11 protein-coding genes are annotated in these 13,601 nt (G+C 54.6%); 10 read left to right on the top strand and 1 reads right to left on the bottom strand.

The window, feature by feature from the left end:
* The first annotated feature begins 33 nt into the window (after window positions 1-33).
* From BBD41_RS17350 to pssA, 5 genes are all read left to right on the top strand, one after another.
* On the top strand, window positions 34-1,101 hold the full coding sequence (locus BBD41_RS17350) for a protein-arginine kinase McsB (protein WP_077568308.1): 1,068 nt from the start codon (window positions 34-36) through the stop codon (window positions 1,099-1,101).
* Between the two features lie 199 nt (window positions 1,102-1,300).
* Window positions 1,301-3,757: an ATP-dependent protease ATP-binding subunit ClpC gene (gene clpC, locus BBD41_RS17355; RefSeq protein ID WP_077568307.1), complete on the top strand. Its 2,457-nt coding sequence runs from the start codon at window positions 1,301-1,303 to the stop codon at window positions 3,755-3,757.
* A 392-nt stretch (window positions 3,758-4,149) separates the two neighbouring features.
* Window positions 4,150-5,517, top strand: coding sequence for a DNA repair protein RadA (gene radA, locus BBD41_RS17360; RefSeq protein WP_028406613.1), 1,368 nt, complete (start codon window positions 4,150-4,152; stop codon window positions 5,515-5,517).
* Window positions 5,518-5,530: 13 nt separating this feature from the next.
* Entirely contained in the window at window positions 5,531-6,607 is a 1,077-nt protein-coding gene (disA, locus tag BBD41_RS17365; protein ID WP_077568306.1) for a DNA integrity scanning diadenylate cyclase DisA, read from the top strand.
* Between the two features lie 60 nt (window positions 6,608-6,667).
* Entirely contained in the window at window positions 6,668-7,399 is a 732-nt protein-coding gene (gene pssA / locus BBD41_RS17370; RefSeq protein WP_077568305.1) for a CDP-diacylglycerol--serine O-phosphatidyltransferase, read from the top strand.
* A gap of 185 nt (window positions 7,400-7,584) precedes the next feature.
* Here the strand turns inward: pssA and BBD41_RS17375 are convergent, their stop codons facing one another.
* Window positions 7,585-7,980, bottom strand: coding sequence for a nucleoside triphosphate pyrophosphohydrolase family protein (locus BBD41_RS17375; RefSeq protein ID WP_077568304.1), 396 nt, complete (start codon window positions 7,978-7,980; stop codon window positions 7,585-7,587).
* A 276-nt stretch (window positions 7,981-8,256) separates the two neighbouring features.
* On the opposite strand from BBD41_RS17375, the gene BBD41_RS17380 reads away from it, so the two are divergent.
* The 5 genes from BBD41_RS17380 to cysE all read left to right on the top strand — a co-directional run bounded on the left by BBD41_RS17380 (window position 8,257) and on the right by cysE (window position 13,464).
* The gene (locus tag BBD41_RS17380) at window positions 8,257-9,345 is read left to right on the top strand and encodes a PIN/TRAM domain-containing protein (protein ID WP_028406481.1); all 1,089 of its coding nucleotides are present in this window, start codon (window positions 8,257-8,259) and stop codon (window positions 9,343-9,345) included.
* Window positions 9,346-9,420: 75 nt separating this feature from the next.
* A complete protein-coding gene (gene ispD, locus BBD41_RS17385) occupies window positions 9,421-10,119 on the top strand; it encodes a 2-C-methyl-D-erythritol 4-phosphate cytidylyltransferase (RefSeq protein WP_099478346.1) in 699 nt (232 codons plus the stop codon).
* Window positions 10,116-10,604 carry a 2-C-methyl-D-erythritol 2,4-cyclodiphosphate synthase gene (gene ispF / locus BBD41_RS17390; protein ID WP_077568301.1) on the top strand — a complete coding sequence of 163 codons (489 nt, stop codon included), beginning with the start codon at window positions 10,116-10,118 and terminating at the stop codon, window positions 10,602-10,604. Before ispD ends, ispF begins: the two co-directional genes overlap by 4 nt.
* Window positions 10,605-10,652: 48 nt before the next feature.
* Complete coding sequence (gltX, locus tag BBD41_RS17395; RefSeq protein ID WP_099478347.1) at window positions 10,653-12,116, top strand: glutamate--tRNA ligase; 1,464 nt, start codon at window positions 10,653-10,655, stop codon at window positions 12,114-12,116.
* Window positions 12,117-12,777: 661 nt separating this feature from the next.
* Window positions 12,778-13,464, top strand: coding sequence for a serine O-acetyltransferase (gene cysE, locus BBD41_RS17400; protein WP_040740229.1), 687 nt, complete (start codon window positions 12,778-12,780; stop codon window positions 13,462-13,464).
* Window positions 13,465-13,601: the final 137 nt, after the last annotated feature.

The raw sequence follows: 13,601 nt of genomic DNA on the forward strand, positions 1-13,601 counted from the left end.
GATGATGCACTTTTTTGCTAGGAGGAATGCGTGATGTCTAATCACCGGTTTACCGATACGGCGCTGAGCGAATGGATGCGCGGGAATGGTCAGGATTCCGACATTGTCATCAGCACCCGTGTCAGGGTGGCGCGCAATCTGCAGCAGCTTCCTTTCCCGCTGCTGGCGACGAATCAGCAGTCGAGCGAAGTGCTAGAGCGCCTGATCAGCGTCATCAACGATAGGGAGCGGCTGAACGATTTTGGAGAGCTGCATGTGATCAAATTAAGCGATATCGACGATTTGGATAAACGGGTCCTTGTCGAGAAGCATCTGATCAGCCCCAATTTGGCCAATGAATCCCGAAACGGCGCTGTCATTTTGACGGAGGACGAATCCGTCAGCATCATGATCAATGAAGAGGATCATTTGCGCATACAGTGTTTATACCCGGGCTTTCAGGTCCGGGAAGCTTGGGAGCGGGCGACGGCGCTGGACGATATTTTCGAGGCGCATGTCGATTATGCCTTTGACGACAAGCGGGGATTCCTGACCAGTTGTCCGACGAACGTCGGAACCGGCCTCCGGGCCTCGGTGATGATGCATCTGCCGGCGCTGGTGATGACTCAGCAGATCAACCGGATCCTCTCGGCCGTGTCTCAGGTCGGTCTGACCGTTAGAGGCATTTACGGCGAGGGCAGCGAAGCTGTGGGGAATCTGTTCCAGATCTCCAACCAGATTACGCTTGGCCAGACCGAAGCCGAGATTATTGAGAATCTTCACAGTGTCGCCCTGCAAATCATTGAGCATGAGAAGAACGCCAGACAGCGTCTCCTTAATGAATCCAAGCTGCGGATTACGGACCGGGTGATGCGCTCCTACGGCATACTGTCCTACGCGGCGGTTATGGATTCCAAGGAAGCGGCGCAGCGGCTGTCCGATGTCCGTCTCGGTGTGGATCTCGGATTGCTTGAAGGTCCGGCCAGCTCGGTGATGAACGAGCTCAATGTGAAGACGCAGCCGGGCTTCCTGCAAAAGACGTTCGGAGAGAGCATGAATCCTTCGGAACGCGATATGTACAGAGCCAAGCTCATCAGGGAAACGCTCGCTGCGAAGCCGTAGATGAACTTTTGATTAAGAGACAGGAATCTAGGGCTTGCAGGAAGAATATTTCTTGACCCGGGATAAAAGGGCCAGGGTTCGGTTAATGGAATATAACCGTTGTTTCTTTAAATAGGCGAATCGGGCATCGTCCCTTCGGGACGGCGATACACCGAAATTCGTGAGGGTAAATATACATGAAACGTGGAGGTGCAATATTATGATGTTTGGCAGATTTACGGAACGTGCTCAGAAGGTGCTTGCATTGGCTCAGGAAGAAGCCGTGCGTTTGGGACATAACAATATCGGAACAGAGCATATTTTACTCGGACTCATCCGTGAAGGAGACGGCATTGCGGCTAAAGCGCTGATCGGCCTCGGGCTTGGTCTTGAGAAAATCCAGGATGAAGTGGAGACCTTGATCGGACGCGGCCAGGAGCAGCCAACCAATATTGCCTACACGCCGCGGGCGAAGAAGGTTATTGAGCTTTCCATGGATGAAGCCCGCAAGCTGGGGCACACCTACGTTGGAACAGAGCATATTTTGCTTGGATTGATTCGCGAAGGCGAGGGCGTGGCGGCACGCGTGCTGAACAATCTGGGCATCAGCCTGAACAAGGCGCGCCAGCAAGTGCTGCAGCTGCTCGGCAGCAGCGAGGCGGTATCGAGCCACCACGGCACGCCGCAAAACGTTAGCACGCCTACGCTGGACAGCTTGGCCCGCGATTTGACCGCGATTGCCAAGGAAGGCAACCTGGATCCGGTCATCGGCCGGAGCAAAGAGATCGAGCGCGTCATTCAGGTGCTGAGCCGCCGGACGAAGAACAACCCGGTGTTGATCGGTGAACCAGGGGTCGGTAAGACGGCCATCGCCGAAGGCTTGGCTCAGCGCATTATCAACAATGAAATCCCGGAAACGCTCCGCGATAAGCGGGTCATGACCCTCGACATGGGCTCGGTCGTGGCCGGCACGAAATACCGCGGCGAGTTTGAAGACCGGCTGAAGAAGATCATGGATGAGATCCGCCAAGCGGGCAACATCATCCTCTTCATCGACGAGCTGCATACGCTGATCGGTGCAGGCGGCGCGGAAGGCGCTATCGACGCTTCCAACATTCTGAAACCGTCCCTGGCGCGCGGCGAGCTGCAGTGCATCGGGGCGACGACGCTGGACGAATACCGCAAATATATTGAGAAGGATGCTGCCCTTGAACGGCGCTTCCAGCCAATCACGGTGGATCAGCCTTCTCCGGAGGAAGCGATTCAGATCCTTTACGGGCTGCGTGACAGATATGAAGCGCATCACCGCGTGAAGATTACGGACGAAGCGATCGAGCAAGCCGTAAAACTGTCCGATCGTTACATTACGGACCGGTTCCTGCCGGATAAGGCCATCGACCTGATTGACGAGGCGGGCTCCAAGGTACGCTTGAATACGTACACGATTCCGCCTAACCTGAAAGATCAGGAAGCGCATCTTGAAGATATCCGCAAGGAGAAGGATGCGGCTGTCCAAAGCCAGGAATTCGAGAAGGCGGCTGCCCTTCGTGATACCGAGCAGAAGCTGCGCGAAGAGCTCGAAATAACGAAGAATCAGTGGAAGGAAAAGCAGGGCCGCACCGATTCCGAGGTTACGCCTGAGGACATCGCCGATGTCGTGGCGAACTGGACCGGCATTCCGGTGAATAAGCTGAAGGAAGAGGAGACGGAGCGCCTGCTCAATCTCGAAGAGATTCTGCACAGCCGCGTCATCGGTCAGGAAGAAGCCGTTAAGGCTGTCAGCCGTGCGGTACGCCGTGCACGCGCAGGTCTGAAAGATCCGAAGCGTCCGATGGGCTCCTTCATTTTCCTTGGACCTACAGGCGTTGGTAAGACCGAGCTGGCACGCGCGCTTGCCGAAGCGATGTTCGGCGATGAGAATGCGGTCGTTCGGATCGACATGTCCGAGTACATGGAGAAGCATTCCACGGCACGTCTCGTCGGAGCGCCTCCGGGATACGTCGGCTACGAGGAAGGCGGCCAGCTGACCGAGAAGGTTCGCCGCAAGCCATACTCCGTCGTCCTGCTGGATGAGATCGAAAAGGCGCATCCTGAAGTGTTCAACATTCTGCTTCAGGTGCTGGAGGACGGACGCTTGACCGACTCCAAGGGACGCGTCGTCGACTTCCGCAACACGCTGATCATCCTCACGTCGAACGTCGGCGCCGAGGCGATCAAGCGCAATTCGACGCTCGGCTTCACCGCCGTGACCGACGCGGGCCGGGATTACAACAACATGAAGACGAAAGTGATGGATGAGCTGAAGAAGAGCTTCCGTCCGGAGTTCCTGAACCGGATCGATGAGATCATCGTGTTCCACTCCCTCGAAGAGAAGCATATCGCCGAAATCGTGACCTTGATGTCCGACGAGCTGCGCAAGCGGCTGCGCGAGTTCGACGTGGAATTCGAGCTTACCGATCAGGCGAAAGCGTTCATCGCGAAAGAAGGCTACGATCCTGCCTTCGGTGCCCGTCCATTGCGCCGAGCCATCCAGAAGCATATCGAGGACCGTCTTTCCGAGGAGCTGCTGAAAGGCAATGTCAAGAAAGGCGATGCCCTCATCATTGACGAGGAGAACGGCGAGCTGACCGTCCGGAAGAAGGACAGCGTTGCTGCCGCATCGTCCGAGACTGAATAAGCGTAGATTCCCCTGCTGGGTTATTCCAGCGGGGGTTTTTGATTTTAGGTATCCTCCCGGCGGAGAGGATGGAATCACTCTGAAGAAGCGACAGCGTTCGCCTTTAGAACCGGGAAACCATCACGATAATCCATTCCAGCTCCCCGGGCTTAACAGCGGTTGTAAGAATGATCCGGCAGCGAAACGGACACGCCACTTGTTCGTACATCATCATTAAACAAATGCTGATTCCCTTCGGCTTTAAATTTTTAACAAATCCATCCCATCCGGTGTAAAGTTGCGCAATTTGCCTTTACGGTCAATTAGAAGAAATGGTAAACTTTGATTAATGCCTGATTTTGCAGGGTTTTACGGATTCCGACAAAGGAAAAGGCAACATAAAGGAGACTTCCATGGCCAAAACTAAGACGAAATTTTTCTGTACCGAATGCGGCTATGAAGCGCCGAAATGGTTCGGAAAATGTCCGGGCTGTCAATCATGGAATTCCATGGTAGAGGAGACCGAGACGGTAATCAAGACGCAGGGGATGAATTCCCCTCTTTTTCATAGTAAAGAAAAACCCCTTTCCATCATAAATATAGAGAGCGGAAAGGAACCGAGAATCCAGACGGGGATTGCGGAATTGAACCGCGTGCTCGGCGGCGGGCTCGTTCCGGGATCGCTCGTTCTGGTTGGCGGCGACCCCGGGATCGGGAAATCGACGCTGCTGCTGCAGGCCTCGAATCGCTTGGCGCAAAACGGCATCCGCGTCCTCTATATATCGGGCGAGGAATCGGTTCGGCAAACCAAGCTTCGGGCCGACCGGCTCGGCGCGCTGTCGCCGGAGCTGTTCGTTCTCTGTGAAACGAATCTGGAATCGATCGAGGAAGCGGTGGAGAGCGTTCAGCCGGGCTTTGTCGTGATCGACTCCATTCAAACGGTATATCTGCCGGAGGTCACGAGCGCGCCGGGAAGCGTGTCCCAGGTTCGGGAATGCACCTCACGCTTCATGCGTCTGGCAAAGGTAAAGGGCATTGCCACGGTGCTGGTGGGCCACGTGACCAAGGAAGGGGCCATTGCAGGGCCGCGGATGCTGGAGCATATGGTGGATTGCGTGCTTTACTTTGAAGGAGAGCGGCATCACACGTACCGCCTGCTTCGTGCGGTTAAGAACCGCTTCGGTTCGACTAATGAGATCGGCATATTCGAAATGGGGGAGGACGGTCTGCGTGAAGTGGGCAATCCGTCCGAGCTGTTCCTCTCCGAGCGTCCGCTAGGCGTGGCCGGGTCGACCGTCGTCGCCAGCATGGAGGGAACGCGCCCTGTACTTGTGGAGCTTCAGGCGCTCATCTCCACGACGCATTTTCCGTCGCCGAGACGAATGGGCACCGGCGTCGATCATCATCGCATGAACCTGATTATTGCCGTGCTGGAGAAACGGATGGGGATGTTCCTGCAGACGCAGGATGCCTATTTGAATGTGGCCGGCGGCGTGAAGCTGGATGAGCCTGCCGTCGATTTGGCCATCGCTGTCAGCATTGCATCCAGCTTTCGCGATATTCCGACCAAGCCGTATGACGTCATCTTCGGCGAGGTCGGGCTGACCGGCGAGGTTCGGGCGGTTTCCCGGGCGGAGCAAAGGGTGAAGGAAGCCGAGAAGCTCGGCTTCAAACGCGTGATTTTACCAGAGAAGAGCTTGAAGGGGTGGAAGCACCCCAAAGGAATCGAAATTATCGGAGTTAATACCGTTGCAGATGCATTAGCGGTTGCGTTAGATTAGGGGGCATACGAAGGTGAAGGAAACGAGCCAACTGGACAAAATGAATGATTTGCTAAAGCTGGTAGCACCGGGAACGCCGTTTCGCGACGGATTGGAGAACGTGCTGCGGGCGAAGACGGGCGCACTGATCGTCGTGGGCTACAGTCCCGAGGTGATGGAGGTTGTCGACGGGGGCTTCTCCATCAACTGCGATTTCTCGCCGAACTATTTGTATGAGCTTGCCAAGATGGACGGCGCCATCATCTTGAGCGAAGACTTGAAACGGATATTATATGCCAACACTCAGCTCATCCCCGACTCATCCATTTCTTCCATTGAGACAGGGATACGTCACCGGACGGCGGAGCGGGTGGCGAAGCAGACGGGCAAGCTGGTGGTGTCCATCTCGCAGCGCAGGAATATCATTACATTGTATCAAGGCTCGCTGCGTTATGCTTTAAAGGAAATCGGCGTGATTCTGACCAAAGCCAACCAGGCGATTCAGACGCTGGAGCGGTACAGAGCCGTGCTCAACCAGTCGCTGACCAACCTGTCCGCCTCGGAATTCGAGGAGCTGGTTACCATCCCCGAAGTGGTTAACGTCATCCAGCGCGTTGAGATGGTGCTGCGCATCAAGAAGGAGATCAAGCGTTATATTAACGAGCTTGGCAATGAAGGCCGGCTGATCAGCATGCAGATGGAAGAGCTTGTGAGCAATATGGAGGAGGAAGCATGGCTTTTGTACGCGGATTATGCGCGTGAATACAGCGAGGAGAAGATCCGCGAGATCATACTGGCGCTTAAGCGTTCGACCGATGAAGAGCTGCTGGACATTCACCATATCGTCAGACTTCTCGGCTATCCGGCCTCCGCCGCCGCCTCCGAAGAAGAGATTCTGCCGCGCGGTTACCGGATCCTGAACAAGATCCCGCGTCTGCCGAATGTCATCATCCGCAACCTTGTCGACCGGTTCCAGGATCTGTCCAGCATCATGTCCGCCTCGATCCACGAGCTGGACGAAGTCGACGGCATCGGCGAGGTACGGGCACGGAACATCAAGGAAGGGCTGAAGAGGCTGCAGGAGCAAGTGTTCATTGACAGACAGATTTAAAAGGCCTACAATCGAACAATCGGTGTTTGGAACGTTCAATTATACGAGGTGAATATAAAAATGACGAAATCGATTCCGAACATGTTTACTTTAGGTAATCTGTTTCTCGGAATGATTGGCATCATCTTGGCGACAGAAGGCCGAACGAGTATGGCGGCCATTATGATTATCATCGCCATGCTTCTCGACGGTCTGGACGGCCGGGTGGCCCGGGCGCTGAATGCACAGAGCGAATTCGGCAAGGAACTGGATTCCTTATCGGATGTCATCTCATTTGGTGTAGCACCTGCACTTATTATGTATACTGTTGCTTTTACAGATATCAATACAGCCTTGGCCTGGACCGTGACCGCAATCTTTCCGATGTGCGGAGCGCTTCGGCTGGCGAGATTCAATGTCCGTCCGGGAATACCGGGATACTTCATCGGCCTGCCGATCCCCGCTGCGGGCGGCGTGCTTGCAACACTGGCGCTGTTCCATGAAGAGATTACCGCACCTTATATGATTTTTGGCATGCTGCTTCTTTCTTATCTCATGATCAGTGCCGTCAAGTACCCGAACTTCAAGAAGATCGGCATTCCGAAAACGGCGATCAAGTTCACGCCATTGGTCATTATCGGCGCCGTTATGGTGGCCGTGTTCTTTCCGGAGCAGACCTCCATGCTGATCTTTGTCCCGCTCGTGCTGTATGCCGGCTACGGCCTTCAGCAAAATTTCCGCAGACTGACGCGGAGGAAGCGCCGCAAGGATGACAGCCAGTCGGATGAGGCCTATCGCTCCTCGGACCGATAGGTACGCCATGGTTCTATTATTTGGTTTGCAATCCCATACGCGCGAGGCCATGCAACGTTAACGCCCGCGCATCCTAAATAAAAAGCATTTATTTCCCTGCTCCTTGCAGAGAGATAAATGCTTTTTTTGCGTTTATTTGGGAAAACCATAAATACCTGCAGCCGCTTATCCGGAACATGGCTGGCTTAGGACAGGTTGAACAAACCCAGCGTCGAGCATTTCTGCGACTCCTTCACGACCACGTCATCCAGCTGAATATCGAGCAGATTGGCAAGGGCCGACATATAAAAAAGGTTGCGGCCAAGCTCGGAGCTCACCGCTTCGCGGCAGTTCTCGCACAGATGGCCCTCGACATGGGTGCCCACTAATTCCCGGGCGGATTCGAGATCAGCGTTGATATCGAAGGTTTGCTTCGTGGCATGGAGCTCGATGCATCCGCATTCTGTGATGGCTTTGGTAACGGCACGGTTGACTGATGCATTGCTTTGACCATTTTTCGACAGAACATCCAATAGACTGCGGTGACGGAGCAACAATTCGGAAACTTGATCCTGAAAGGCCTGTAAACTAGGAGCGCTCATTTATACATCCACCTCGATATTATGAATTGAGTTCATTATATTCCACTACTTCGGCCAATTTCAACCAGTTTCAGGCGTTTGGAGGGATTCGGTTCCAGATTGCCGCGGACGATCCGAGCCTTTGAAATCGCGTGAGTTCGAATCAGGGTAAGGTACGCAGTATGGGAAGGCTGATAAAAAATATACCCCCCTTGCGATTATCCCGGCTCAAATTGGAGCATACTGGAAAATAGAAACAACCTAATCAATTTACAATAAGGAGGTGTGCGAAAGCTCATGTTAAAAAAAGCTATTTTAGCATTTACGGTATTATGCGGAGCATGGAGCGGCTATACGTTATATCATACAATCGAACGGTCATTTCCTGAGCTCTCGCCGATGTTTGGGCAAGGCGTGTTTGCGGCGGGGAGCGGTGCCTTCGCGCTGCTGGGAGGTTTATTATTCGGCATGATTGGCGTGCTGTCGGCTGAACGGGTGACCCGAAGTCTGCACAGCCTGATTTCTTCGTTCTCGCGAATTCCGATGAATGATCTGGCAGCCGGAACGGCCGGCCTATTGGGCGGACTCCTGTTATCCTTGCTGCTCTCGCCGGGTTTATCCTTGTTAGGACAAGTCGGGCAGCTGCTGCAGGTGGGGATTACCGTGCTGGGCGGGTATCTCGGGCTTCGGATCGGGCTGGAGAAGAAGGAGGAATTGGCTTCCTTATGGATGTCCGGACGATGGAGCCAGGGGGCCGAGCCGGAAAGCCGGCGCGTCGAAGAGCATAAAATTCTGGATACCAGCGTCATTATCGACGGAAGAATTGCCGATATTTGCAAAACCGGGTTCATCGAAGGAACGATCGTCATACCCGAATTTGTGCTGGAGGAGCTGCAGCACATTGCGGATTCGTCGGATTTGCTCAAGCGGAATCGGGGGCGCCGCGGACTTGATATTTTGAATAAAATCCAGAAAGAGCTGGACGTCAAGGTACTCATCTATGAAGGGGATTTCGAAGAGATCTCCGAGGTGGACAGCAAGCTCGTGAAGCTTGCCAAGGTGCTGCAGGGCAAGGTGGTCACGAACGACTTCAACTTGAACAAGGTATGCGAGCTGCAGGGCGTGTCGGTGCTGAACATCAATGACTTGGCCAATGCGGTGAAGCCGGTCGTCCTGCCGGGCGAAGAAATCCTGGTGCAGATTATCAAGGACGGCAAGGAGCATGGCCAAGGCGTCGCCTATTTGGATGACGGCACGATGATCGTTGTCGAAGGCGGACGCGAATATATCGGCACGATGATGGAAGTGCTCGTCACGAGCGTATTGCAAACCTCGGCGGGCCGCATGATCTTCGCCAAACCGAAACTGTTGGAAAAAGCCCAGTAAACGGAGTATGATGGGGATATACATATCCGCATGCCGGCCAAGCGGACGGCAGGGGCTAAGACAGGAGTTTGGCGCATGAAGAACAGCTTTGGCGCCGTCATTGTGGCGGCGGGCAAGGGAACGCGAATGGGAACCCGGGAGAGCAAGCAGTATCTGGCTCTGGGCGGCAAGCCGATCATTATCCGTACGCTTTCGGTGTTCAACCGGCTGCCGTGGCTGCAAGAGCTGGTGCTCGTCACCGGGGCGGAGGATGTTTCCCGCTGCAAATCCTGGGTGGAGGAATACGGGCTTGACAAGGTGACCGCAGTCATCCCGGGAGGCAGCGAAAGACAGCATTCCGTCTATCGAGGCTTGAAGCAGCTCTCCTCCGAATGGGTCATGATTCACGACGGGGTGAGGCCGTTTATTACCACCGAGGAGATTGAAGCTTGCCGCGATGCGGCGATGGAGGTCGGCGCTTCCGTGCTGGGAGTGCCTGTGAAGGATACGATCAAGCAGGTGAACGGCCAGGGGCTGATAACAGGCACCCCGGACCGTCAAAGTCTGTGGGCCGCTGCGACCCCACAGACTTTTCGTCTTTCCGAGCTGCTTTCGGTGCATGAGAAGGCTGCAAGCGAAGGGTTTACCGGAACGGATGACGCGATGCTGATGGAATGGGCAGGGAATCCGGTGAAGGTGGTCGAGGGGAAATACAGCAATATCAAGATCACCACGCCGGAAGACTTGGAATACGCCGCATTTTTACAGAAACGTAAGGGAGAGAGTGTAGAATGATTCGTGTTGGACATGGATTTGATGTGCATCAGCTTGTGGAGGGCAGGCCTTGCATCATTGGCGGAGTTACGATTCCTTATGAAAAAGGGCTGCTCGGGCACTCGGACGCCGATGTGCTGCTGCATGCGATTGCGGATTCGATTCTCGGAGCGCTGGGGCTTGGCGATATCGGACGCCACTTCCCGGATACCGACGCCGCATTTAAAGATGCAGACAGCCTCAAGCTGCTTGAGCAGGTGTGGGTCATGGCTGCCGAGAAAGGGTATAAATTAGGGAACGTCGATGCTACGATCATCGCCCAGAAGCCGAAGATGGCTCCTTATATCCCGCAGATGGCAGAAGTAATCGCGAAGGCGCTGGATGCCGAGGTTGAACAAGTCAACGTCAAGGCAACCACGACCGAGCAGCTTGGCTTCACCGGCCGCGGGGAAGGCATCGCGGCGCAATCGGTTGTCTGCCTTGTGAAAGGTATGCTATCATCTTGAAGGATGTTTGAAGGAATCATTGAAGAATCAGAAGCGGAGGGGTTGCAAATGACCGGAGAAGTCCGCGTGCGCTATGCACCGAGTCCGACGGGACATTTACATATCGGCAATGCCAGAACGGCATTATTCAATTATTTGTTCGCCCGCAAGAACAACGGGAAATTCATTATCCGGATCGAAGATACGGATGTGAAGCGCAATGTTGAAGGCGGAGAGCAAAGCCAGCTTAAATACCTGAAATGGCTTGGCATGGATTGGGACGAGAGCGTGGATGTCGGGGGCGAATACGGCCCGTACCGCCAAACCGAGCGCCTCGATATTTATAAGCAGTACTGGCAGGATCTTCTGGATCGCGGCCTTGCTTATCGCTGCTATTGCACGGAAGAGGAGCTTGAGCAGGAGCGGGAGGAGCAGATGGCCCGCGGGGAGACGCCGCGCTATTCCGGCAAGCACCGGAACCTGACCGAAGAGGAGCGTCTTGCCCTGGAAGCGGAAGGACGCGTGCCGAGCATCCGTTTCCGCGTACCGGATGATCGCGTATACACGTTTGACGATATGGTGAAGGGAACGATCTCGTTTAACAGCAAAGAGACCGGCGACTTCGTCATCGTCAAGAAGGACGGAATTCCGACCTACAATTTCGCTGTGGCTGTGGATGACCATCTGATGAAGATCAGTCACGTGCTGCGCGGAGAGGACCATATCTCCAACACGCCGCGGCAGCTGATGATCTATGAAGCCTTCGGCTGGGAGCCGCCTCGCTTCGGCCATATGACGCTCATCGTCGGCGAGGATCACAAGAAGCTGAGCAAGCGGAATGAATCGATCATCCAGTTCATTGAGCAGTACGATCAGCTCGGTTATTTGCCGGAGGCGATGTTCAACTTTATTTCGCTGCTCGGCTGGTCGCCGGAAGGGGAAGAGGAGATCTTCTCCAAGGAGCAGCTGATCTCGATCTTTGACGAGAACCGGTTGTCCAAGAGCCCGGCCGTCTTCGATGCGAATAAGCTGGCTCACATCAACAACACCTACATCAAGAGCGCCGATCCGGACCGGGTGGCAGCGCTGGCGATTCCGCATCTGCAGAAGGCGAGCCGCTTGCCTGCGGAGCTGAATCCCGAGCAGGAAGCCTGGGCGCGTGCGCTCGTGGCCCTCTACCAAGAACAGATGACGGCCGCTTCGGATATCGTCGATCTGTCGGAGGTCTTCTTCCGCACACATCTCGAGCTGGATGCCGAAGGCATTGAGGTCATGAGCGGCGAGCAGGTGCCTGCCGTACTGTCCGCGTTCCTTAACAAAATCGAGCAATCGAACGAGTTCACCGCAGAGAAGATTGCGGCACTTATCAAGGAAGTCCAGAAGGAGACCGGCTTCAAGGGCAAGCAGCTCTTTATGCCGATCCGGGTTGCATTGACCGGGCAGACGCACGGGCGGGACCTGAACCAGACGATTTGGCTGCTCGGCAGAGACCGGGTGCTGGACCGCCTGCGCTCGCAGATCAAGGGTGCGTAAGAATAGGCTTTTCCAGGCAGATAATCCTTCTTGTCAGTTCCGTGTTTCATCAGTTATAATTACACTCAACTATTAGTGGAATATTCTTTGATGTAGGTTCAGATATTAACTCCTTAAGAAGAAGTAGCGCAGTGGACGGAATTGGGCTGTAGAACCAACGCGTTCGCCTTTGTTTTCGGATTTCCCCCTTGAGAAAGTGATTGATCGAAATTCGAAAACAACAGCGATCGAAAGCACAATCCGTCAACGGAGCGTCCTTTAGAGGAGGGTGGCTCCACCTACATCAACAAATAAACGTATAATAGCTTGGATCAGGAGAAGTACGCATCAAACAGGCACGTTCCAGAGAGGACAATCGGCAGATCAAGCTGCCGGCTGAGAGTTGTCCCGTTAGCCTGCAGCGGAAATGCACCTGTGAGCTGCATGGTTGAAGCGAACACCATCGTTAGATCATGCCGGTCGTCTGCCGTTAATGACATGAAGTGGAATTGGCTTACGATCAATGCCCTGATAAGGGAGGATCAGAAGGCCGATTCTAAGCAGAGTGGAACCGCGGTCGAACGCCTCTGCAGCGATAAGCTGCAGAGGCGTTTTTGTTATAGGGAATAACGATGAGGGACAGATGCATAACGCGATTGGAACAGGGAAAGAGGGAGCGTTCATGTTCAAACAGATGAAATCGGATATTCGGACAGTGTTTGAGAATGACCCGGCTGCCCGGGGGCTTTTTGAAGTGGTATTCACCTACTCGGGGCTTCATGCATTATGGGCCCATCGGGTTGCCCATGCATTATTCAAGCGGCGCTGGTATACGCTGGCCCGGATCATATCGCAGATCAGCCGTTTTATGACCGGGATCGAAATTCACCCCGGCGCCCGGATCGGGCAAAGGCTGTTTATCGACCATGGCATGGGGGTTGTCATTGGCGAGACCTGCGAAATCGGGGACGATGTCGTCATTTACCAAGGGGTAACGCTCGGCGGTACCGGCAAGGAGAAGGGCAAGCGTCATCCAACGATCGGCAACAACGTTGTCATCGGTTCCGGCGCCAAAGTGCTAGGTTCCTTTGCGATTGGGGATAACTGTAATATCGGCTCCAACGCCGTCGTGCTGCGGCCCGTTCCGCCGAACAGCACCGTGGTCGGCAATCCCGGCAAAGTCGTGAAGCAGAACGGGGAGCGGGTTCGCGACCGCCTCGATCATACGAACCTGCCGGACCCGATCGTCGATACCCTTCGCTCGATGCAGAAAGAGATCGACCAGCTGCGGGCGGAGCTGGAGGAGACGAGACGGGAGCTGAAGAAGTCCGCTCCGGAGGTTATGCTGTCTTCGATTAATAAGGAATAATAAGCGATTGCGAGTGAAAGTCTCGAACCGTTTATCAATATTGACGAATTCGTGTGCGTCGCGGACGATGCGAGGAGCGCTTTTACCCTGAAAGCCGGGGACTTGCACTTCTCGTATGCAAGACGCAATCAGATGAT

The organism is Paenibacillus ihbetae (assembly GCF_002741055.1).
GTDB lineage: Bacteria > Bacillota > Bacilli > Paenibacillales > Paenibacillaceae > Paenibacillus_AQ > Paenibacillus_AQ ihbetae.